At 64.6% G+C, this 23,166-nt stretch carries 21 protein-coding genes; 3 read left to right on the forward strand and 18 right to left on the reverse strand.

The window, feature by feature from the left end; genetic code table 11:
• Positions 1-859: sulfatase-like hydrolase/transferase (locus RMO18_RS00005; protein ID WP_309663182.1), on the forward strand; the 859-nt coding region annotated here is incomplete at its 5' end.
• Positions 860-1,048: 189 nt separating this feature from the next.
• Here RMO18_RS00005 and RMO18_RS00010 read toward each other — a convergent pair.
• Together RMO18_RS00010 and RMO18_RS00015 are read right to left on the reverse strand one after the other, a co-directional pair.
• Positions 1,049-2,659, reverse strand: coding sequence for a GMC family oxidoreductase N-terminal domain-containing protein (locus RMO18_RS00010; protein ID WP_309663183.1), 1,611 nt, complete (start codon positions 2,657-2,659; stop codon positions 1,049-1,051).
• Positions 2,660-2,761: 102 nt separating this feature from the next.
• Positions 2,762-3,241: an OsmC family protein gene (locus tag RMO18_RS00015; protein WP_309663184.1), complete on the reverse strand. Its 480-nt coding sequence runs from the start codon at positions 3,239-3,241 to the stop codon at positions 2,762-2,764.
• A gap of 177 nt (positions 3,242-3,418) precedes the next feature.
• On the opposite strand from RMO18_RS00015, the gene RMO18_RS00020 reads away from it, so the two are divergent.
• Positions 3,419-3,955, forward strand: a complete 537-nt coding sequence (locus tag RMO18_RS00020) for a dihydrofolate reductase family protein (RefSeq protein ID WP_309663185.1) — start codon at positions 3,419-3,421, stop codon at positions 3,953-3,955.
• Between the two features lie 6 nt (positions 3,956-3,961).
• On the opposite strand, the gene RMO18_RS00025 is transcribed toward RMO18_RS00020, so the two are convergent.
• From RMO18_RS00025 to RMO18_RS00055, 7 genes are all read right to left on the reverse strand, one after another.
• Complete coding sequence (locus tag RMO18_RS00025) at positions 3,962-4,750, reverse strand: carnitinyl-CoA dehydratase (protein WP_309663221.1); 789 nt, start codon at positions 4,748-4,750, stop codon at positions 3,962-3,964.
• A 7-nt stretch (positions 4,751-4,757) separates the two neighbouring features.
• A complete protein-coding gene (locus tag RMO18_RS00030) occupies positions 4,758-6,734 on the reverse strand; it encodes an acetate--CoA ligase family protein (protein ID WP_309663186.1) in 1,977 nt (658 codons plus the stop codon).
• A 252-nt stretch (positions 6,735-6,986) separates the two neighbouring features.
• Positions 6,987-8,150: an acyl-CoA dehydrogenase family protein gene (locus RMO18_RS00035; RefSeq protein WP_309663187.1), complete on the reverse strand. Its 1,164-nt coding sequence runs from the start codon at positions 8,148-8,150 to the stop codon at positions 6,987-6,989.
• A 10-nt stretch (positions 8,151-8,160) separates the two neighbouring features.
• Entirely contained in the window at positions 8,161-8,913 is a 753-nt protein-coding gene (locus tag RMO18_RS00040; protein ID WP_309663188.1) for an SDR family oxidoreductase, read from the reverse strand.
• Positions 8,910-10,367 carry a carnitine 3-dehydrogenase gene (locus RMO18_RS00045; protein ID WP_309663189.1) on the reverse strand — a complete coding sequence of 486 codons (1,458 nt, stop codon included), beginning with the start codon at positions 10,365-10,367 and terminating at the stop codon, positions 8,910-8,912. Before RMO18_RS00045 ends, RMO18_RS00040 begins: the two co-directional genes overlap by 4 nt.
• Before the next feature lie 22 nt (positions 10,368-10,389).
• The gene (locus RMO18_RS00050; RefSeq protein WP_309663190.1) at positions 10,390-10,725 is read right to left on the reverse strand and encodes a hypothetical protein; all 336 of its coding nucleotides are present in this window, start codon (positions 10,723-10,725) and stop codon (positions 10,390-10,392) included.
• A 4-nt stretch (positions 10,726-10,729) separates the two neighbouring features.
• Entirely contained in the window at positions 10,730-11,644 is a 915-nt protein-coding gene (locus RMO18_RS00055) for a 3-keto-5-aminohexanoate cleavage protein (RefSeq protein ID WP_309663191.1), read from the reverse strand.
• A 68-nt stretch (positions 11,645-11,712) separates the two neighbouring features.
• Between RMO18_RS00055 and RMO18_RS00060 the strand changes: the two genes are divergently transcribed.
• A complete protein-coding gene (locus tag RMO18_RS00060) occupies positions 11,713-12,675 on the forward strand; it encodes a GlxA family transcriptional regulator (RefSeq protein WP_309663192.1) in 963 nt (320 codons plus the stop codon).
• Positions 12,676-12,682: 7 nt separating this feature from the next.
• Here the strand turns inward: RMO18_RS00060 and RMO18_RS00065 are convergent, their stop codons facing one another.
• The 9 genes from RMO18_RS00065 to RMO18_RS00105 form a co-directional block, all read right to left on the reverse strand.
• Positions 12,683-13,150: an MgtC/SapB family protein gene (locus RMO18_RS00065; RefSeq protein ID WP_309663193.1), complete on the reverse strand. Its 468-nt coding sequence runs from the start codon at positions 13,148-13,150 to the stop codon at positions 12,683-12,685.
• Positions 13,151-13,177: 27 nt separating this feature from the next.
• A complete protein-coding gene (locus RMO18_RS00070; protein ID WP_309663194.1) occupies positions 13,178-15,190 on the reverse strand; it encodes a M3 family metallopeptidase in 2,013 nt (670 codons plus the stop codon).
• Positions 15,191-15,295: 105 nt separating this feature from the next.
• Positions 15,296-16,102 (reverse strand): amino acid ABC transporter permease, encoded by an 807-nt coding sequence (locus RMO18_RS00075; RefSeq protein WP_309663195.1) that lies wholly within the window; start codon positions 16,100-16,102, stop codon positions 15,296-15,298.
• 37 nt (positions 16,103-16,139) lie between these two features.
• Positions 16,140-16,922 carry a transporter substrate-binding domain-containing protein gene (locus RMO18_RS00080; RefSeq protein WP_309663196.1) on the reverse strand — a complete coding sequence of 261 codons (783 nt, stop codon included), beginning with the start codon at positions 16,920-16,922 and terminating at the stop codon, positions 16,140-16,142.
• Between the two features lie 112 nt (positions 16,923-17,034).
• Positions 17,035-18,648 carry a hypothetical protein gene (locus RMO18_RS00085; protein ID WP_309663197.1) on the reverse strand — a complete coding sequence of 538 codons (1,614 nt, stop codon included), beginning with the start codon at positions 18,646-18,648 and terminating at the stop codon, positions 17,035-17,037.
• A 315-nt stretch (positions 18,649-18,963) separates the two neighbouring features.
• Positions 18,964-19,989, reverse strand: a complete 1,026-nt coding sequence (locus RMO18_RS00090; RefSeq protein WP_309663198.1) for a HesA/MoeB/ThiF family protein — start codon at positions 19,987-19,989, stop codon at positions 18,964-18,966.
• The gene (gene dut, locus RMO18_RS00095) at positions 19,986-20,453 is read right to left on the reverse strand and encodes a dUTP diphosphatase (protein ID WP_309663222.1); all 468 of its coding nucleotides are present in this window, start codon (positions 20,451-20,453) and stop codon (positions 19,986-19,988) included. The genes RMO18_RS00090 and dut overlap by 4 nt, the downstream gene beginning before the upstream one ends.
• A gap of 45 nt (positions 20,454-20,498) precedes the next feature.
• Positions 20,499-21,692: a bifunctional phosphopantothenoylcysteine decarboxylase/phosphopantothenate--cysteine ligase CoaBC gene (gene coaBC, locus RMO18_RS00100; protein ID WP_309663199.1), complete on the reverse strand. Its 1,194-nt coding sequence runs from the start codon at positions 21,690-21,692 to the stop codon at positions 20,499-20,501.
• Between the two features lie 87 nt (positions 21,693-21,779).
• A complete protein-coding gene (locus RMO18_RS00105) occupies positions 21,780-23,030 on the reverse strand; it encodes an MFS transporter (RefSeq protein ID WP_309663200.1) in 1,251 nt (416 codons plus the stop codon).
• Between the last annotated feature and the right edge of the window lie 136 nt (positions 23,031-23,166).

Below are 23,166 nucleotides of genomic sequence, written 5' to 3' on the forward strand. Positions count from 1 at the left end.
GGCCCCGCCCACCCCCATCGCCTACGCCGACCAAGACCCCCATTCCCGGCGCCTGATGGACGCCTGCGATTGGCGCGCCTTCGACATTTCGGACGATCAGATCCGCCGCGCCCGCCAAGGCTATTTCGCCAACATCTCCTACGTTGACGACAAGATCGGCGAGATCCTCGCCGTGCTGGAGGCGACGCGTCAGGAGGCCACCATTCTCTTTCTCTCCGACCACGGCGAGATGCTGGGCGAGCGCGGGTTGTGGTTCAAGATGAACTTCTTCGAAAGCTCCGCCCGCGTCCCGCTGATGATCGCCGCTCCCGGCCTGCCGCCCGGCCGCATCGACACCCCCGTCTCCACCATCGACCTCGCCCCCACCCTCGCCGCCCTCGCCGGTCTGTCGATGGCCGAGGTGATGCCTTGGACCGAAGGCGTGAACCTGCTGCCCGTTGCCGCAGGTGGCCCGCGCCCCCCGGTGGCCATGGAATACGCCGCCGAAGGCAGCATCACGCCTATGGTCGCCTTGCGCGACGGGGCGTGGAAATACATCCGCTGCTCCGCAGACCCCGATCTGCTTTACGATCTCGTCAATGATCCTCAGGAACGCCGGAACCTCGCCACCGATCCCCGCGCCGCAGACATTGTCGCGCATTTCCGGCAGCTTGCCGATCAGCGCTGGAACCTGCCCGCCTTCGACGCCGCCGTCCGCGAAAGCCAGGCCCGCCGCTGGGTGGTGTACGAGGCCCTGCGCAAAGGCGGCCATTTCCCTTGGGACCACCAGCCGCTGCGCGCAGCCTCCGAACGCTACATGCGCAACCACATGGACCTGAACGTGCTGGAAGACAGCAAGCGCTTCCCAAGGGGCGAATAGCGCCAGCCCTGCCGTTGCAAGACGAGTGTTTGTGCAAAGAGCAAATCAGCCAGTTTGCTCTTTGCACACATACTCGATCGCGCGACGCAGCCCACGCATCACCCCCCGCTTGGCGACCGGGCCAAGCCTGCGATGGCAAGGCCGCTGTCGGGGGCTCGATGCCCCCGGCGGCGGCTCCCTGTTCCGGGATCAGCGCGCGTCCGCCAGCACCATCTCGGCACCCTTCCAACCCATCAACATCGCAGGCGCATTGGTGTTGCCCGCAATCAGATTGGGAAACGCACTGGCGTCGATCACCCGCAACCCCGCAACCCCGTGTACCTTCAACCGCGCGTCCACGACCGAACCCGCCGCGTCCGGCCCCATCCGGCAGGTACAGCTCGGATGATACACCGTGCCGGACCGGGCGCGAAAATCGGCGATCAGCGCCTCATCCGTCACCACCTGCGGCCCCGGGCGCAATTCCTCCTTGATCAACCGCGCAAGCGCTGGCTGCGCTGCAATGTTGCGCACGTATTTCACTGCCGCCAGCATCTCCTCCACATCGTGGTTGGTGGAAAACGCATTCGCCGTGATCACCGGGTGCTGCAGCGGATCGGCCGATCGCAGCCGGAGATGTCCCCGGCTGGTCGGCCTGCAATTCGACAGCCCAATGCTCATCCCCGACCACGGGTCCGGCGTCAGCACCGGCCGCTCGCCATCGCGCGGGATCAGGGTGGAGAAGGCCTGCATGTACAGCTGCATGTTCGGCCGCGCGAGGTCAGGCGAGGTGCGGAAGAACCCACCCGCATGGTTGATGCTTTTGGCCAGGGGCCCGCCACCCAGAAGCACATACTGCAACCCGGCCCGCAGCTTGCCCCACCACGGGCGCAGCGCGTCGTTGTAAGTCGGCACGTTCATCGACCAGGTGTAGTTCAGCCCCTGATGATCGCTCAGATGATCGCCGACATTGGCATTCTCGCGCAGCACCGGAATGCCCAAACCCTGCAACAACGCCCCCGGCCCCACGCCCGACAGCTGCAGCAGTTGCGGCGAATTGATCGCCCCGCCTGACAGGATCACCTCTGCCTTTGCGCGCAGAACAACCGTCTTGCCGCCGCGCTGGTACTGCACCCCCACCGCGCGGCCATTCTCGATCACCACCCGCGTCACCATGGCATGCGTGATCACCCGCACATTCGACCGTTTCATCGCAGGGCGCAGAAAGGCCCGCGCCGCCGAATTGCGCCGGGCGCCCTTGATCGTCATCTGGTAGATGCCGGCCCCCTCTTGCCGGGCACCATTGAAATCCGGCGTCTCAGGCAAGCCCGCCGTGTCACAGGCGGCCAGATAATCCTTCACCAACGGATGCAGCCCCGTCCGGTTCGCCGACACGAATAACGGCCCGCCCGCACCGCGCCAGGCATCGCCGCCCGCTTCGGTATCTTCTATCGCCTTGTTGGCGGAAAGGCAGTCACCCCACCCCCAGCCGGGGTTCGCCCCCCATTCTTCGTAATCCGCCTGATGCCCACGAATATAGACCATCGCGTTGATCGAGGATGATCCGCCCAGCACCTTGCCGCGCGGCCAGTGATCGCGGTTTCCCGCCAGGCCGGGATCGGGTTCGGCCTTGTACATCCAGTTCACTGCCGGGTCGTAGAACAGCTTGCCGTAGCCCAGCGGCAGATGCACATAGAACCGCCGGTCCGATCCGCCCGCCTCCAGCACCGTCACCCGATGCTTGCCAGATGCCGAAAGCCGCTCCGCCAGCACGCAACCTGCGCTGCCCGCGCCCACGATGATGTAATCCGTCTCGTCCATGTTGTCCCCGGCCGCGCGCCCCCGCGCCGGGCCACCCTAGCCGCCTCAATAATTCCCGACGTGACGCTCTGCGACATCAGATGTCGCGCCCGGACGCTGCGTTCAGGCGGCGTCTGTATCCCATTCAAAAACCGGGACATAGTTCACTGGAAAATTCACTGATCTGGCGACGAAACAGACCTCGTGAATGCGGTGATGGATCGCCTCTGCCACCGCCAGATCGGCCCCCGGCCGCATCCGCACCACGGGCCGCAGCGTGGCGCTGACAAACCGCCCCGCGCCGCCACGCCCCACCTCGCCCACGCCGACCGGATCGTCCGAATAGCCTGTCACCACCATCCCCGCATCGCTGGCATAGTGCAGATACCAAAGCATATGACACGCTGACAACGCCGTCAGCAGAAGGTCCTCCGGGTTCATCTTGCCCGGATCACCGCCCAACAGCGGATCGTTGGAGCAGTGCACAACCGCCTTCCCCGGCACCGCGATATCCCAGGTCCGGTCATAAGCCTTGTAATGCGCCGTCCCCTCGCCGCGGTTGCCGGTCCAGAGAATGCGGGTGGTGTAGTCATGGGTGGGCATGGGGTCGGGTCCTTGTCACTGCGCCCGCACAAACTACCCACAATTGACACGGCAAGCCAAGACTGGAACAAACAGGAAACACCCCCTTGGCAATGCCAAAGCTTGGTGGCATGACATGGTCCCAGTCACTATTGATCCGCACCATACAAACCGCCGCTAAGAAAAGGATCGCACCAGATGCCTACAGGACATGTCTTTATCGCAACCAGCCTCGACGGTTTCATTTCGCGCCCGGATGGTAGCCTTGACTGGCTGATCTCGCCCGATCACGCGGGCGAAGATCACGGTTACGACGCCTTCATGCGGGATATCGATGCCATCGTCATGGGGCGCGGCACATATGAGGCTGTCTTGGCCTTCGACAGCTGGCCCTATAGCAAGCCGGTCCTCGTCCTGTCCAAACGGCTTGCAGGCACTGCGGTACCACCAGCTTTGCATGGCAAGGTCAACTTCGCAGACATGACACCACAAGCAGCGATGGAGCATCTGCGGCAGCAGGGGGCGTCACGCGTTTACGTCGATGGCGGGCCGATCGTGCAGGCTTTCCTGCGTGATGGGCTTATTGCGGATATGGTGGTGTCCCGCATTCCGGTTCTCATCGGCGAGGGGCGGTGCCTTTTCGGTCCGACCGGGCGCGACATTGCCTTTTCGCATGCAAAGACAACAGCCTTTCCGTCCGGGCTGGTGCAGTCCTTCTACAGGCTGAAAGGCTGACGTTCGTCACCGCCCCTTCCACACCGGATCGCGCTTCTCGGCAAACGCCTTCGCGCCTTCCAACTGGTCCTCGCTGGAATACAGCCGATCCACCGTCGGCAGCTGCCGCTTCGTCACTCGGTTCAGCGCATCCTGGAACCGCATTGCTTCCGCCTCGCGCACCACTTCCTTGATCGCCGCATAGACCAGTGGCGGCCCGCTTTCCAACAGCCGCGCCAGCGCCCAGACCTTCGGCAGCAACTCCTCTGACGTGGTGATCTCCTTCACGATCCCCCAACGCAGCGCCTCGTCTGCGTCAAACCAGCGCCCGGTCAACAGCAAATCCATCGCCACATGATACGGAATGCGCTTTGGCAGCTTGATCGACGCCGCATCGGCCACCGTGCCCGACCGGATTTCCGGCAGGGCAAAAGTCGCGTTCGCGGAACACAAGATCAGGTCACACGCCAGCGCCAGTTCCAGCCCGCCCCCGCAGCAAATCCCGTTCACCGCCGCGATCACCGGCTTGTTCAGGTTAGGCAACTCCTGCAACCCGCCAAAGCCCCCAACCCCGTAGTCCCCATCAACTGCATCGCCATCAGCCGCCGCCTTCAGGTCCCAGCCGGGGCAGAAGAACTTGCTCCGTGCCGCCCGCAGGATGCAGACCCGTAACGAGTCATCATCCCGGAACGCCCTGAACGCCAAGCCCATGATCCGGCTGGTCACGAGGTCAATCGCGTTCGCCTTGGGCCGGTCCAGCGTGACCTCCAAAATCGCCCCTTCGCGCCGCGTCTTGATCGGCCCTTCGGTCAGCATCTCCATCTCACGCCCTCCTGATCAACGCATCGACCGCAATGGCACCCTCGGCGCGCACCATGATCGGGTTCAGTTCAATCTCTTCCAGCGTCGGATCGGCGGCCATCAACGCGCCCAGCCGCACCGCCATCGCCGCCACCGCCGCCGCATCCGCACGCGGCCGCCCCCGATACCCGTCGAGCAACGGCCAAAGCCTCAGCAGCCGCATGCCCTCGACAACCTCCGCCCCAGTCACCGGCCAGATCAGCGTCACCGTATCGGCCAGCACTTCCGCCGTCACTCCGCCCATGCCCACGGTCAGGCTGATCCCGTAAACCGGGTCGCGGCGCAGGCCAATCAGCACCTCCGCCACCGCACCCGTGACCATCTCCTCCACCAGATACCCCTCGGCCCCCGGCATCTCCACCTGATCCGCCAGCGTCGTCAGCCCCAACCGCACCGCCCCGGCTTCGGTCTTGTGCGCAAAGCCCAGGCCCTTCAGCGCGTAAGGTGGCATCAGCCCCGCCGCATCGAGCCCAGCAATCGTCGCTCCCGAAACCCCCTTCGGTACCGCAATCCCCGCCGCCGCCAGAAAATCCTTTGCCGCCGCCTCGCTGAGCAACTCTCCTGCCCCAGGCACAGGCGCCACCGGCCGCCACCCCGCAGCACCGGGCAGGGTCTGCGCCGCCTTGATCGCGGCCAACGACGTCTCCAGCCCCATCAGCGTGACCACGCCCTGATCCATCAGCCGGACTGCATAAGCCTCATCAAAATTCTCCGGCAAGGATGCCACCGGAAACGCCGGTACCCCTGTCACCCCCTGCGCGGCCACGATTGCATCCAGCGCCGGCTGATAACCCGAAGGGTCACAGCGGTCGCCGCGCGGCGGGTCGATGATGAACATGCCCGCGTCATAGCCCGACAGCATCGTGGAAAACACATCCGACGTCCGCGGCCCGTCCCCCCAAATGAAGGTGTGATAATCCAACGGGTTGGCAATCGTGACAATCGGACCAAGGATCTCTCCCAGCCGTGCCCGCGTCGCATCCGATGGCGGCGGAAACTCGATCCCGTAAGGCGCCGCCAGATCGGCCACCAGCCCTGCCTCACCGCCCGAACATGACAGCGAGCAAAGCCGCGCACCAAGGCTGCCATGCACGTGGAAAATCTTCAGCGTCTCGATCAGCTCCGCAGGCGTCGACACCTCCGCCACCCCGATCTGGCGCAAGAACGCCGAAGATGCCGCCCCACCCCCGGCGAGCGAGGCCGTATGCGACGCTGCCGCCGTCCGCGACAACTCGGTCTTGCCCGACTTGATACAAACAATCCCCTTGGCAGCCGCCCGCGCCGCCTCTGCCAAGGCGGCAAACCCTGCGGCATCATCGATCCCCTCGACATACATACCGATGGCCGTCACCCGTGGATCATCCAGCAGCGCCCCGGCCAGTTCCGCCAAGCCCACGACCGCCGCATTGCCCAGGCAGGCGACATAGGCCACCGGCAAGGCGCGCCGCTGCATCGTCATATTGATCACGATATTGGAAGACTGGCTAAGCAGCGCCACCCCCCGCTCCACCCTGCCACCGCCATGCTGATCAGGCCAAAGCAGCGCCCCGTCGAGGTAGTTGATTACCCCGTAGCAGTTCGGCCCGAGGATCGGCATGTCGCCCGCCGCCGCAACCAGCCGCGCCTGCAACTCCGGCTCCCCCGCCTCGGTCCAACCGCTGGCAAAGCAGATCGCCCCGCCCGCGCCCATCGCCGCCAGATCGGCCACAACGTCAACGGTTGCAAGCCGGTTCACCCCGATGAACGTCGCATCCGGCGCTTTCGGGAGATCGGCAAGCGATGCGAAGGCGCGAAGACCGCCGATCTCCGCCTTGGTCGGATGAACCGGCCAGACATCGCCCTCGAAGCTCATCTTGGCGCATTGTTCGATGACATTGAGCGCCCAACCCGCACCGAGGACAGCAATGGATTTTGGTCGGAGGAGGCGGTTCAGGCGCATGATTTGCCGCCTTCGGCCATGCTGACAGCGCCGGGGGCTTTCTGCCCCCGGACCCCCGAGGATATTTTTGGACAGATGAAATGGATGGTCGGGCGCCCTGCCCCGGTGGTCCGAGGCAGGGTTTCACCCGTCGCGGTCATCGGCGTCCCCGCCTGTACCGCATAGCCAGGGTCATGGATTAAGCTTAACATTTCGTTTCATCTGTCCCTAAATATCCCGGGGGTGCGGGGGCCGGCCCCCGCTTCTGCAGGTTCACCCACCAACCGCGCGCAGCAATTCGCGGCTGATGATGTGGCGCTGGATCTCGGAGGTGCCTTCCCAGATCCGCTCCACCCGCGCGTCGCGCCAGATGCGTTCCAGCGGCAGCTCGTCCATCAGCCCCATGCCGCCATGGATCTGGATCGCCTCATCCGCCACCATCGCCAGCACTTCGGTCGCCTTCAGCTTGGCCATCGCCATATCCGCCTCGGTCACCGTGCCGGAATCATATTTCCACGCCGCCTCGCGGGTCAGCAGTTCCGCTGCTTTCAATTCCATTGCCATGTCGGCCAGCTTGAACGACACCCCCTGAAACTTGCCGATGCTCTGCCCGAACTGCTTGCGCTCCGCCGCATAGCTGACCGCATGCCCCAGCGCCCGCTCCGCCCGTCCCAAACAGGTGCTTGCCACCTGCAACCGGGTCGCCCCCAGCCAGCTGTTCGCCACCTCGAAGCCCTTGTGCACCTCGCCCAGCACATTGGCGGCAGGAACCCGGCAATCGTCGAACTCCAGCACCGCATTGGTGTAGCCCCGGTGGCTGACGTTGCGATACCCGTCGCGGACCGTGAAGCCGGGCGTGCCCTTATCGACGAAGAAAGCTGTGATCAGCTTCTTGGGGCCGCGCGGGGTCTGTTCCTCGCCTGAAGCCATGAAGCAGATCGCAAAGCCAGCCAGATCGGCGTGGCTGATGAAATGCTTGGTCCCGTTCAGCAACCAATCATCGCCGTCCTGTCGCGCCGTGGCCTTCATCCCGCGCAGGTCAGACCCGGCGCCGGGTTCCGTCATCGCCAGACAATCCCAGGTTTCGCCCCGTATGCACGGCATGAGATAGCGTTCGCGCTGCTCGGCATTCCCGGCCAACAAGATGTTCGACGGCCGCGCCACGCAGGTCCAGTGCAGCGCGTAATTCGCCCGCCCCAGCTCCTTTTCATACAAAAGCCACGACAGCGTATCGAGGCCCGCGCCCCCCAACTCCATCGGCATGTTGGCCGCATAAAGGCCCGCAGCCACCGCCTTCGCTTGAATCTCCCGGATCAGTTCCAGCGGCAGCACTCCGGTCCGCTCCACCATCGCCTCATGCGGATACAGCTCCGCCTCCACAAAGGCGCGGGTGGTGTCAACGATCATCTGCTGTTCTTCAGACAGGCCGAAATCCATGATGTTTCCCTTACGGATCAACGTTATATGTCATGCCATCCACGGCCAGCGCCTGGCCCGTCACCATGCGCGCTGCGTCTGACGCCAGAAACAGCGCCACCCCGGCCACGTCCTCAGGATCGGCCAGCCGCTGCAGCGCAGTGCCCGACGCGTAGCCCTGCCGGACCGCATCGGGCGTCATGCCCTTGGTGGCTGCTTCCGCCTCGATCACCTGGTCGATACGCTCACCACTGACTGACCCCGGGCAGATCGCATTGGCGCGGATGCCATGCGGACCCAGCTCCATCGCCACCGTCTTCATCAGCCCGATCACCGCCCATTTCGCCGCTACATAGGGCGCGCGATATTTCGTGCCGTATAGACCGCTGGTCGAGGAGGTGAAGATCATCACCCCCGCACCTGCCGACTTCATCAGCCGTGCGCCATGCTTGGCCGCCAGCATCGCGCCATCAAGGTTCACCGCCAGACACTGGTGCCAGCCCACCAGCGGCATATCCTCTATCGCCGCCGTCGGTCCCTTGATCCCGGCATTGGCGCACAGCACGTCCAGCCCACCCCACGCCGCCAAGACCTCGGCGAACAGCGCCTCCATCCCCGGCTCCGACGCGGCATCGACCACCGACCCGCGGATGCCCGGCGGCAGTGCCGCGATCAGGCTTGCATCGAGATCCGTCACCCAAACCCGGTCCCCGGCCCCGGCAAAGGCCCGCGCCATCACCAGTCCGATCCCGCCCGCGCCAGCCGTGATCAGAACCCGCCTCACCCCCGCCGCGCCCCGATGGCCCGGCCAGTACCGTCAGGCTTGGGCAACCCCGCATGGGCCGCGGCAATCGGCAGCAGCCGCGCCAGCACCTCGGGCGCTGCCGCACAGGTCTTGCCCGCCGCCATATCGACATGCAGGCACATCTGTTCGATCGTCGCCAGCACCTCATCGCCCCGCTTCAGCGTGATGAAATGATGCAGCCGCTTTTCATCGGCGTGGATCACCTGAAAGATTCCGGTGATCCGGTCACCCAGCTTTGCCTCGCCCTTGTGCAGGATATGGCTTTCCGCTGTGTAATAGCTGTGGCCGCCTGCGACATAGTCCATGTCCGCCCCAATCAGCCGCAGGAACGCGTCCGCCACTTCCGACGCGCAGAACAGATAGCGGCTTTCGGTCATGTGGCCGTTGTAGTCGATCCAGCCGGGCAGCACCTGCATCTCGGTCATCTTCAACGGCGCGCCCGTCAACTCGCCCCTGTGGAACGCCGCTGCCCGCCGCGCGTCATGTGCGCGCAACACCTTGCCCGCGCCGACATTGCGCTCTTTCAGGGATCGCATGATGCCCACAAGGTTCTGATCGCGCAGCCGTTCCAGATCACGGATTGGCATGTGCCCCGACTGCGCGTCTGACTGTCCCGCCACCAGATCGACCAGTTCGTCATTGAACTCCGGTACATCGGTCAGCTTGGTCCATGGCCATTTCAGGCACGGCCCGAATTGCGCCATGAAATGCCGCATCCCCGCCTCGCCGCCCGCAATGCGGTAGTTCTCGAACAACCCCATCTGCGCCCAGCGCAGGCCAAAGCTCATGCGGATCGCGTCGTCGATCTCTTCGGTCGTGGCGATGCCATCCTTCAGCATCCACAGCGCCTCGCGCCAGACGGCTTCCAGAAAGCGGCTGCCGATGAAGGCGTCGATCTCCTTGCGCATGACCAAAGGGAACATGCCGATATCGGTCACGATGTCGACCGTTCGCTGAATGATCTCCGGCGTATTGGCGGCCGAGGCGGATATCTCGCACAGCGGCAGCAGGTAGACCGGGGTAAAGGGGTGGGCCACGATGATGTTTGCCGGGGCCACCGCGCCTTTTTGCAGATCAACCGCCTTGAAGCCGCTTGTCGAGGACCCGATCAGAATATCCGGATTGGCCTGTTGCATCTGGGCATAGACCCGGTGCTTCAACTCCAGCCGCTCCGACACACTTTCCTGAACGTATTCAGCACCTTCCAGCGCCTCGGCCATGGTGGCGGCAAAGGTGACGCGGCCCTCCGGTGGCATCGGCACGTCCGAAAGCGCAGGCACGGCAAGGCGCGCATTGGCCAGCATGATGCCCACATTGCGTTCTGCGTCTGGCCCGGGGTCAAACACCGCCACGTCCCAGCCGTTCAGCAGGAACCGCGCGGTCCAGCCGCCGCCAATAACGCCCCCGCCGATGATTGCCGCTTTTCTGTTCATGCTTCCATTCCTGTCAGGCTATTCATTGCATCACCGCGATAGTGCCACTGTTCTCGTCCAGCCCCGCGCTTTGGTAGTTACAGGCAAATCGGCCATCGACTTTCGATACCGGGCCCGTCGTTCCACCCTGCCGTTTGCATCGGTCGATCTCTTCCGGCGCGTTTCCGATCAAGCGGGAAAGGCAGACCTCCGCGCGCATCCGGTCATCCAACGGCGCAGGACTGATGCAGTCAATCACCCCAAGCGGCGCGCCGGTCGGTGTTTCCCACACCACTTGCGGTGCGCAGGCCATGATCAGCAGCGAAAAACCTAACGCCGTTGCAGACCCAAACACCGCAGATGCGTGCGCTGTGGACATCGGCCTATTTGCCCACCGGCGCGCGCTTTTCCAGCTTCAGCCGCGCCCGCACTTCTGCTGGGGTGATCACCCGCGCGCCCATGTTCTCGATGATGGTGCAGGCCCGCTCTACCAGCTGCGCATTTGTCGCCAGCACGCCCTTGTCCAGCCACAGGTTGTCCTCCAGCCCGACGCGCACATTGCCGCCACCCAGCACCGCCGCCGCCACATAACCCATCTGGTTGCGCCCAAGGCCAAAGGCCGACCAGTGCCACCCCGCGGGCACATTGTTCACCATCGCCATGTAGGTGTTCAGATCATCCGGCGCGCCCCACGGCACCCCCATGCACAGTTGCACCAGAACCGGCTCGGGGATCACGCCTTCGCGCACCAGTTCCTTCGCCAGCCAAAGATGCCCGGTGTCAAACGCCTCGATCTCGATCCGCACGCCTGCCGCCGTCATCCGCTTGGCCATGTCGCGCAGCATGCCCGGCGTGTTGACCATCACATAATCGGCCTCGTTGAAGTTCATGGTGCCGCAATCCAGCGTGCAGATCTCCGGCCGGCAGTCGACCACATGCGCCACCCGCTCCTCGGCCCCCGCCATGTCACTGCGCGGGCCGATACGGCCCATATTCTCGGTGCCCTCGAAATAGATGTCGCCGCCCATCCCCGCCGTCAGGTTCAAGACAACATCGGTATCAGAATCCCGAATTCGCTCCGTCACCTCGCGGTAGTACTCCAGCTTGCGGCTGGGCTTCCCCGTCTCGGGGTCGCGCACATGGCAATGCACCACCGCCGCCCCGGCCTTGGCCGCCGCAATGGCACTTTCCGCGATCTGCTTCGGTGACCGCGGCACATGGGGGCTGCGGTCCTGTGTCCCGCCCGACCCGGTCACGGCACAGGTGATGAAAACCTCACGGTTCATGGTCAGCGGCATGGCGATCTCCCCTTTGTGCCCACCTTACCCCGCTTGCAAGCCTGTGCTTTGCACTTTACGAAATATGCATGACGCAAAACGCACTGTTCGCACCCGCCACCGGTGCCCTGACCATCGCCCTCTTCGTGCTGCCACAAGCCTCGATCCTTGAGGTCGCCTCGGCGCTCGACCCCCTGCGTAATGCCAACCGCCACTTGGGCCATGACGCCTACCGCTGGCGCGTCGTCACCCCCGACGGTCAGCCCGTCCCTCTGACCTGCGACATCGAACTCCCCTCAACGGGGGACTTGACCCACGCCACCGGGGCCGACGCGCTGATCGTCATCGCAGGCTACCGCCTCGCTGAGGTTGCGACCCGCCCGCTGATCCGCGACCTGCGCCGTATTGCCCCTCGGTTTCAGCTTGTCGGCGGCATCGACGCCGCCCCTTGGGTGATGGCGCGCGCCGGGCTTTTGGATGGCTACCGCGCCACCGTGCATTGGGAAGACCTTGAAGACCTTGCCACCACGCATCCGAACATCGACGTGGTGCCTGACCGCTACGTCATCGACCGCAACCGCGCCACCATCGGCGGCGCCGCAGCGGCAACCGATTTCATGCTGCACCTGATCCGCGCCCGGCACGGTGCCGCCCTCGCGCGCCAGGTCGCCGCCAGCTTCCTCGCCACGGTGCGCAATGGCTCCGAACCCCAGATCGCCCCCGAGGCGCAAGACCCCACCCTCGACCCCCGCGTCGCCCGCGCCGTCGCGATGATGGAGGCGCAGATCGACACCCCCACCCCGATCGCCGCCATCGCCAGCGCGGTCAACCTCTCCCCCCGCCGGCTGGAAACCCTGTTTCGCCAGTCTTTGGGCCTTACCCCCGGCGCCTATGCTCTCAGCCTCCGCCTCGCCGCCGCCCGCCGCATGCTGACCGACACCCGCCACCCGCTGTCCGAGATCGCGCTTCGAACGGGCTTTTCCAGCCCGTCCACGCTCAGCCGCGCGTTTCGGCGGCAGTTCGGATACCCGCCCGGCACCCTGCGCGGCTGACCGTTGATCAGGAGTCGCGTGGAGGGGCGTCGGCCACGTCTTGTGCCACCTTCTTCAAAGGCGCCAGCAGCGTCAGCGTCAAGAAGACCACGACGCTCAGGATCACCGCAATGTCCAGCTGGCCATATCCCACCGCAGCCCCGATGGCCCCGGTTGCCCAAAGGCTTGCCGCCGTCGCAGTACCGGTTGCCCGGTCGCCCTGCTTCAGGATCGCGCCGCCGCCGATGAACCCGATGCCCGTCATCAACCCCTCAAGAATGCGGGCATGACCGTCCGAGCTGACCCCAAGCACCTCGATGGCGATCATCACAAAGCCGCAGGCCCCCATCGCCACCAGTGGAAAGGTGCGTAGCCCGGCACTGCGCTCTTCGCGCTCGCGGTTCCAGCCGATCGGCAGCGCCAGAAGATAGGCGACCACCAGCCCCACCAGATGCGACAGCGCATCGTCCATGTTCCACGTCTGGAAAAGTTCCACATCCGCTCCTGTGTCTTCGCGCCAGCCCTATACCGGTTCCAGTAAACCCCGCCCTCGCAGCAATGGTTCCACCCCCGGCATCCGGCCCCGGAACTGAAGATACAGCGCCTCCGCCTCCTGCGACCCGCCCGCCGACAGGATGAACGTCTCCAACCGCGCCGCCACCTCGGGGTCAAACGGATCGCCCGCCTCCTCGAAGGCCGCAAAGGCATCGGCGTCCATCACCTCGGACCACATGTAGGAATAATACCCCGCACTGTAGCCGTCGCCCGAAAACACATGCGCAAAATGCGGCGTTGCATGGCGCATCCGGATCGCCCGTGGCATCCCCAGCGCCTCCAGCACCTCCGCCTGCTTCTGCATCGGATCAGCAGCAGGCGCCCCGCTGTGAAACTCCAGATCGACCATCGCCGAGCTGACAAATTCCACCGTCGCGAAGCCCTGATCATAGGTCCCCGCCGCCAGCAACCGCTCCAGCATATCTGCCGGCATCGGCTCCCCGGTCTGCCAATGCCGCGCATGCTGCTCCAGCACGGCGGGCACCTCCAGCCAATGCTCGTACAACTGGCTCGGCAGTTCCACGAAATCCCGCGCCACGGATGTCCCTGAGATGAACCCATAGGTCACATCCGACAACATCTGATGCAGCGCATGCCCGAACTCGTGGAACAGCGTGCGCGCGTCGTCATACGATAATAGCGCCGGTTCCCCCTTGGCAAAGTTGCACACGTTCACCACGATCGGCCGCTGTTCGCCGCCCAGCTTGCGCTGGCTCCGCATCGCCGAACACCACGCACCCGACCGCTTCGATCCCCGCGCGAAGTAATCCCCGAGGAACACTGCCACATGCTCGCCGCGGCGCGTCACCTCCCACCCCCGCACATCCGGGTGATAGAACGGCCCCTCCAGTTCCCGAAACTCAAGGCCGAACAACCGGTTGGCGCAATCGAACTGCGCCCGCAGCATCGCCTCCAGCCCAAGGTATGGCTTCAACGCCGCCTCATCCAGATCATGCTCGGCCTTGCGCCGCTTCTCGCTGTAATACCGCCAGTCCCAAGGCTCCAGCGGCCCGGCAAACCCGTCGGCCACCAGCATCGCCTCAAGCACACCCGCATCCGCCAACGCCTTGCGCTTGGCCGGTTCCCACACCCGCATCAGCAGGTCCCGCACCGCCCCCGGTGTCTTCGCCATCTCCGGCTCCAGCTTGAAATGCGCGAAATCGGCGTACCCCAGCAACGCCGCCCGCTCCGCCCGCAGCGCCAAAGTCTCCGCCGCCACGCCCCGGTTATCCGTTTCGCCGCCATTGGCCCCACGCAACCCCCACGCCTCATAGGCCCGCGCCCGCAACGCGCGATTGGGCGAAAACTGCAAGAACGGCACGATCAGCGACCGGTTCAGCGTCACCACCGCGCCCAATCCCCGCTCGGCCCCCGCCGCCCGCGCAGCATCCTGCACAAACGCGGGCAAGGCCCCCAGATCCGCCTCCGACAGCTCCATGAACCAGCCCCGCTCATCGGCCAGCAGGTTCTGCCCAAACGCCGTGCCCAGCACCGCCAGCCGCGATTTCACCGCCGTCAGCCGCGCAGCCTCTGCCCCGTCAAGCTCCGCGCCCGCCCGCACGAACATCTGGCGGTAAAGCGTCAGCACCCGCATCTCTTCCGCCGTCAGCCCCAGCCCGTCCCGTCCCTGCCACAACGCCTCGATCTTCGCCCACAACGCCTTGTTGTTCGTCACCTCGGATGAAAACGCGCTCATCTTCGGTGCCAGATCGCGCATCAACGCCTCTCGGGCTTCCGTCGACTCCGCGCCCGCAAGGTTGTAAAACACCCCCGCAACCCGGTCCAAGGTGCCTTCGGCCAGTTCCAGCGCCTCGATCACCTCGGCAAACCCCGCCCCCGGCCCGTCAGCAATGCCCGCAATCGCCGCCCGCGCTTCGGCCAGCCCGGCGTCAAATGCCGGTGCAAAGTCCGCATCCTTGATTGCGGCAAACGGTGGCAGACCGAACGGCCCGTCCCAAACAGACAACAGCGGATTGGTCATCGATGATCTCCTTCAATTGCAAAGCTGGGACTGCACACTGAAAAGTGTCCACCGCCCCGATTTCATCTGTCTACAAATATCCCCGCGCGGAGCGCTCCTGCCCCTTCAGCGCTCATCGCCGCCAGACCGGGCGCGCAACCGTGCCTCCAGCCGCCGCAGCAGCAAGCTCAACCCGATGGTGATCGTAAGATAGATCAGCGCCGCCACATTGTAAGTCTCGAAATACTTGAAATTCCCCGCCGCCGTCACCTTGGCCAGTTGCGTGATGTCCCCCACGCCCAGCACAGATACCAGCGAGGAATCCTTCACCATCGCCACGAAATCATTGCCCAAGGGCGGCAGCACCATGCGAAACGCCTGCGGAAACACGATATGGCGAAACCGCTGCCAGCTGCTCAGGCCCAGCGCCTTGGCCGCCTCGATCTGGCCCTTGTCGACTGCCTGCAAACCGGCCCGGAACACTTCGGCCAGAAACGCCGAATAGGCCAGCGCCAGTGCCGCCACCGCCCGCCACAGCAGGGGAATATCCCGTGCCCGTGCCGGTTCAAACCCCAGCGGCCCGGTCACCCAGTTCCACGCAGCTACCACCGCCGGGGCCAGCACAAAGGCCACATACAGCAGCAGCACGATAATCGGCACCCCGCGCATCACCTCGATGTAAAGCCGGCACAGCTGCCGGATCAGCACAAACCGCGACAGGCACCCCAAGGCCAGCAGCAAACCCATCGCCGACGCCGTGCCATAGGCGATCAGCGTGACCATGACCGTGACCCAGATGCCCTTTGACAGGGTCGCCAGCACAGCTGAGTAACTCGCGTCAGCCCAGACCTTGTAAAACAGATAAAGCCCCACCCCGATCACGAGGAGGAGCCACCATGGAAAATCCTTTTCAGGCTTTACGTTCGGCGTCATGGATGCGGCCCCGGTTCAGCTCCGGGGCCAGCCGCCGTCATTCACCCATCTTGTACTCGACAAACCACTTCTGGTTCAGCGCATCGATCGTGCCATCCGCCTTCATGCTGGCAATCGCTGCATTGATCGGCGCCACCAGTTCCGACCCCTTCGGGAAGATGAAGCCAAAGTCCTCCGACGCCAGCGGCTCGCCAATGATCTTCAGACCGCCGTTTGACGCCACGACATAACCGTTCGCCGCAGTAGAATCCGACAGCGTCAGGTCCACGTCCCCGGCCTTCAGCGCCTCCAGCCCCGCGCCAAATGTCTCGAATTTGATGACGCGGGCGTTTTCCTCGTTACCGTCCAGAATGTTGTAGATCGCGGCATAAAACGGCGAGGTGCCGGGCTGTGCGGAAACCAGCAGTTCCGGGATCGCCGCGAAAGACGCCGCATCGGTGAACCGCGCCTCGTCGCCTCGCACGATCATCAGCATTTCCGACCGCATGTAGGGATCAGAGAAATCAACCTGCTCCTTGCGCTCGTCCTTGATGGTGATCCCGGTCATGCCCAGGTCATACTGGCCTTCCGACACCGCCGGGATCATCGCGTCCCAGCTGGTGTTTTCATACGTCACCGTCGCGTTCAGCCGCTTGGCAATCTCGGCCATTGCGTCGTATTCCCAGCCGATCGCCTTGCCGTCCTTGTCCAGAAACTGCAGCGGCGGATAGGCGTTTTCGGTCACCACGACGATCTCGCGCCCGGCCAGATCCGGCAGGTCCTGTGCGAAGGCACCGGTGGCAGCAAAAGTCAGACCCAGTAAGGCAGCAGTCAGTTTCATCGCAAATTCTCCTGTCACGTTTCGCAAGACTATGGCCAAACCCCGCGCCCCGCGCAAGGCGTCGGGCACCTGCTTGCGTTTTCTTGACGGCACCGCCGCAAAATTCAGCAGCTTACAAAAAGTCGAACCGGTCCGTGGCCGCCAACGCCACGGGATCAAGGTCCATCGCGGCAAGTGCTGCACTGTCCGCCGCATCGCCGGTCTGGCCTTGCTCCGGCTCCGTCTGCCACACCGCCTCGTCGCTCAAAGCCTGCGCCGCGCGGAACACGAACGCATCGGCCGCCGCCCGCGAGGCTTGCCCGATCAGGTCCGACACCAGATACCGCCCGTTCTCGAACGTCACATATTCCACCCCGCTCAGCCGCGTCACCCCAAACTCGCCGCGCACCAGCAGTTGCCCGTTCGACACCGACAGCGTCACCGTGCTGCGCCAGATGTCAAAGTCTACCGTATCGGTCCCGTACCCGCCAATCACCGTATCCGACCCGCGCGAGGCACGGATCAGGTCATTCCCGCTTCCGCCGTCCAGCCGGTCACTGCCATTGCCACCGGTCAACGTGTCATTGCCGCCAAGCGTGGTCAGCCGCGCCCCGCCGTTCATGCCGCGCACATCATCGGCGCGCACCGTGCCCACCACCTCGCGAAACAGAATCGTATTGGCATCGGGATCGGTCGGCGCTCTGTAGTCAGTACCCGGATTCACGAATGTCACCGACCCAAGGTAGCCCGGCTCCGCCCCGCTGCGCACCGACCGGTCCACCGTGACCAGATTGTCGTGGTCCAGCCCACCATGAAAGTTGATGTCCCGGTTGGTGTCATCCACCTGCACCGTGTTCCCCGAGGCCGAGGTGACTGACGCAAACAGCACCGCATGGCGCGTGTCGTGGATGTTCAGCCCCTGAAAATCGCTGTCATAGACATCGCGGATCCACAGCCCGTAACCGTTGCCGCCATCCCCCTTGTTGTGCGCGCCGGTCACCGTAAGGTCGCTCACCTGCGCGTCGATCGACTTTGCGATCACCATTCCGTTTGATCCGGGTTCCTCGATCTCGATCCCGCTGACCGTGACACCCTTGCTCGTGTTGACCAGCAGCATCATCCCGCCATTTGCCCCCGCCTCACTGTTGCTGAAATCCGCCGGGTCGGATGTGCCGTAACTGCCCTTAAGCGTCATGTCGCGCAGCTCGACCCCGCTCACCAGATCGATCTCGTGCACCAACGTACCCTGAGACTTGAACTCGAACGGCAGGTCCCGGTCCAGCGTGATCTTGTTGCCGCTGACCGATGTCACCGTAGCCAGCGCCGTGCGCAACGGCTGATCACCACGCCACTGCGTATCGCCGATCTGGCGAAACAGCTGGGCGTCATTCGCGGTCTCGATCCAGATCGCATCGCCCGGCCTGAACGCATGCCCGCCCGCCACCGTAATCGTCCGCGCCCCTTCCGGCGCATAAGACATGGTCACCCCGACACCCAGATCTTCCTTGAACAACGCATCACCAATCCGGAACGCAGGCTCCCCGCCCATCGACGCGCGCGTGGTGATCATCGTCGCCCCGGCACTTGCCCCGGTCACGGTTATGTCGTCACGGTCAATCACCACCGTGCGGTCAAAGCTGTAATTGCCCGCAGCCAGCCGCACGATCGCCCCCGCCGGGGCCGCGTTGATCGCCGACTGGATGGATGCGGCACTGCTGCCCGCCGCGATGGAAATCGTCTGTGCCATGATCGCTCCAAAGACTGATGAATGCCGCACCGCGGCAGGTTCGGATGGTCAGAAAAACTGATCCAGATCAATAGGCTGTGTTTCGCCGTCGGCAGATGCCTGCTAGAAGTGCAGTGCCTGACAGAATTACCCCCACACCAGCCGCGCCTTGTGTCGGGGCCTTGCCTACAGCCCGGCAGGTCTGCCGATCCGCCAGCGCATATCCCGCCGTCAGCCTGCCTCGGTCAGAAAGCCGATTCGGCCGACATCGGTGTCAGGTCCGGTCGCAACGCGCGTCTGGTCACACAGCAGGCGCTGCCCACTGCCGCTGCGTGCTCAACGCGCCGCGCCGCAGACTGGGCAATCATCCCGCCGCTTCGCTACAATGACCCGCGTCTCGCCAAACAGCGCGTCATGGATCAGCAGCCGTCCCGCCAGCGTCTCGCCGGCCCCGGTGATATGCTTGACCGCCTCCATCGCCATCATCGCCCCGATGATGCCCGGCAAAGGCGCTGCCACCCCGGCCTCGGCGCAGGTTGGCACCAATCCCGGTGCGGGGCGCGTCGGGAAGATGCAGGCGTAACAGGGGGTTCCTTTGGCAGTATCGAACAGGCTCAACTGCCCCTCCCACTGGGTGATCGCCCCGGAAATCAACGGTTTGCCCAATGCCGCGCAAACCCGGTTCACCAGATAGCGCGTGTCAAAATTGTCGGTCCCGTCCAGCACCAGATCATAATCAGCAATCAACGCCGCCGCTGTCGCCTCGTCCAACGCCCGGTGATAGGGCCGTACCTCGATGAACGGGTTCAATGCCTTCATCGCGATTTCCGCCGAAAACACCTTCGGCATCCCGATCCGCTGATCCGTATGAATGATCTGCCGCTGCAGGTTGGAGTTTTCGACCTCGTCCGGATCAATCACCCCGATCACGCCAACCCCGCTCGCCGCCAGATACAGCATCGCCGGCGACCCAAGCCCGCCCGCGCCCACCACCAGCACGCGCGCCGCTTTCAGCCGCTTCTGCCCCGGCCCGCCAATCTCGCGCAACAGGATGTGGCGCGCATAGCGATCCAGTTCCGCCGCCCGGAACGGCCCCGCCTCCGCCACCGGTGCCACCACCGCTCGCCCCCGCAGCGCCTTGAAAACCAGCCGATAGATCGACACCACCGCCGCCAGCAGCCCAAACACCAACCAGCCCCGGAAATCGCCGCCCACCACCGCGCGCAGCGGATTGTCCACCTGCAGCGGCGCGTGGATGATCATGATCGCCGCCCACCAGGCCCACAGCGCAGCCCAAGGCCAGCGCCACCTGAACCACCGCGCCGCGCCCCAGATCGCCGCAAATCCCAAAAGCCCGATCATGACCGCCCGGTCGATCCAAACCCGCCTGCCCCGCGGTTGGTTTCACCAAGAATTTCAACCACTTCGAACGCCACCTGCACCACCGGTGCCACGATCATCTGGGCAATCCGGTCACCATGCCGCACCGTATAAGGCTCCGCCCCAAGGTTGACCAGCGCCACTCCCAACGGTCCGCGATAATCGCTGTCGATGGTGCCCGGCGTGTTGGGCAGCGTGATCCCATGCTTCAGCGCCAGCCCTGAACGTGGCCGGATCTGCATCTCAAACCCCGGCGGAATCTCTACGCGGATGCCTGTCGCGACGATCCGCCGCTCCATCGGCCCCAGCGTCACGCCATCAGCACGCTCCGCCGGCAACAGGTTCGCGCGGATATCCGCCCCCGCCGCCCCCGCCGTCTCGTAGGCCGGCAGGGGCAAGCCCCGGTCCGCCCAATCCTCCCACAGAACCCTCAGCACCGGGCGCATCGCATCCCCTTTTCCGTTCGAAAACATCTTCGCCACCGGCCTGCCTCAGGCCAAGGCCCCGGCAATCCTTGCTGCCAGCCGCCGCGCGACTTCGGTTTTGCTCATCCGTGGCCAAACCTCTGATCCCGCGTCTGAAATCAGTGTCACCGCGTTTTCGGTTCCGCCCATGATCCCGGTGTCTGCCGACACGTCGTTGGCCACAATCCAGTCGCAGCCCTTGCGCAGCCGCTTGGCCGTCGCATGCGCCACCACGTCATCCGTCTCGGCCGCGAACCCCACCACCAGCCGGGGCCGCCCCGGCCCCTTCGACACGGTCACCAGAATGTCCGGGTTCTCCGCGAACTCCAGCACCGGGGCTTTCCCCGACCCGTCCTTCTTCATCTTTTGCCCGGTTGCATTAGCCACCCGCCAATCCGCCACTGCCGCAGCCATCACCGCCGCATCTGCAGGCAAGGCCACAGCCACCGCCGTAGCCATGTCGTGCGCCGTCTGCACCGCCACGACCGTCACGCCCGATGGCGCAGGCATCACCGCAGGCCCGGTTACAAACGTCACCCGCGCGCCCAGATCGCGCAGCGCCGCCGCAATCGCCGTGCCTTGGGCGCCGGACGACCGATTGGCAATGTATCGCACCGGATCAATCGGTTCATGCGTCGGGCCTGAGGTCACGATGACGTGTTTCCCCGCCAGCGGCCCACCACCCAGCGCCGCCGCGATTGCTGCCACAATCTCAGCCGGTTCGGCCATCCGCCCCGGCCCGTATTCACCACAAGCCATGTCGCCCTCGTTCGGACCGACAGTCAGCACCCCGTCATCCCGCAGCACTGCAAGGTTGCGCTGGGTTGCCGGATGCGTCCACATCCGCACGTTCATCGCGGGCGCCACCAGCACCCGCTTGTCAGTGGCAAGCAGCAGGGTCGAGGCCAGGTCATCCGCCCGCCCGCCCGCCATCTTGGCCATCAGATCCGCCGTCGCCGGGGCCACCACCAGCAGATCGGCCGCACGGCTCAGCTGGATATGGCCCATCTCCGCCTCATCCGTCAGATCGAACAGATCGGTGTACACCTTGGCCCCGGCCAACGCGGAAACGCTAAGCGGCGTGACAAATTCAGCCCCGGCGCGCGTCAGAACGGGGGTCACCGTTCCCCCGGCCTTTTGCACAAGCCTGATCAATTCCAACGACTTGTAAGCCGCAATCCCGCCACCCACGATCAGCAGGATCCGTTTTCCGTGCAACATCGGCGGGCTCCCCATTCACGACTTGGCCACGTTAGGGGCCACGGCGGGCAAACTCAACTCCCCGCGCGCGTCAACTCCCCGCGCGCGTCAACTTCCCGCGCGCGGTTGATCCGGCTGACCCCCACGCCGCAGCGCAATCGCCAACACTCCGCCAGCAAAGACCACGGCGGCAGTCATCGCAATGCCAAAGCCCCACGCGTCCGCCAGCAGCCCCACGCACAGCACCGACACCGCCCCCGCGCCGCGAAACAGCATCAAGTTGTTGCCCAAGACCCGGCTGCGCATGTGTTCAGGCGTGCGGGTCTGCAAGATGGTGGAGTTTCCGGTCATCACATAGCTGCCCGCCAGACCAATCAGAAACAGGCCAACCACCGCCAGAACCGTGCCACCCGGAAACCACGCCAACAGTGGAAACAACGCCGCAAACAGCAGCAGCAGCGCCACCATCGCCCGCCCCGTCGCCACTTCCTGCCCCACGTCAGAGTTGCGCCTTGCGTGGATCAGCCCCGCCAACAGCCCGCCCGCCATGAAGCTCGCGGTCAGTAGGGTGAAATAGGCCGGCGCGAACAGCGCAAAGCGGTCATTGATCGCCGGCATCAGGCTGATCAGCGGCCGTTGCAGCGCCGCCACCGCCAGCATGAACACGGTCGCGCGAAACACCACCGGGTTTGTCCAGAACACCGTCAGCCCCGCCGCCATCTCTTGCAGCAACGCGGGCGCCGGACCCGCCTCTTTGGCAGGTTGCGGGTGCAACGCAATACCGCCGAGGCACCACAGATACCCCAATGTTCCCAGCGCATTGGCGGCAAAGGCCAAGGGTGCCATGCCAAGCCCGAATGAAAACAGCACCCCCGCCAGCAGCGGCCCAAGGATATAGCTCGTCTGCACCACGCTGGCATTCACCCCCACGGCCGCCGACAGGTTCCGTGCGGTGACCAGACGGTTCAAAAGGCCAAAGAACGCAGGCTGGCTGAACCCCACCAACGTGCCCTCAACAAACGCAAATCCCGCCAGAACCGGTGGCGTCAGCATCCCTGACGCCGCCACCGCAGCCAGTGTCAGCCCGGTGCAGACCTGCAGCCACAGGATGGTTTTCAAGATGCGAAACCGGTCACCCCGGTCTGCAAGCGCTGCTGCAAAAGGCGTGATCAGGACCGAAGGGAAAAGGTCACAGAAATAGGCAATGCCGACCCATGCCGCAGACCCGGTGGTTTCCCACATCCACCAGCCGATCGACAGAAGTGTGATCCAGTAAAACACGTAGGACAGACCATAGCCGGTCACGAACCGCACATACGACGGCTCCCGCAGCACATCGAGGCGACCGAACGCCGTCATGGATCATTTGCCAAGGGTTCGGCCGCAAGCATCACTCAGCCCCGCGCTTTGGGTCACAGCCGGGGCTGCAGCCTCGTCAAGCGCTTTGTCCTACACCAAACGCCCTGCGGCAAGCGCTCCGGCCATCGCACTGCGA

It is taken from the genome of Tabrizicola sp., from assembly GCF_031377265.1.
Lineage (GTDB): Bacteria > Pseudomonadota > Alphaproteobacteria > Rhodobacterales > Rhodobacteraceae > JAUYQR01.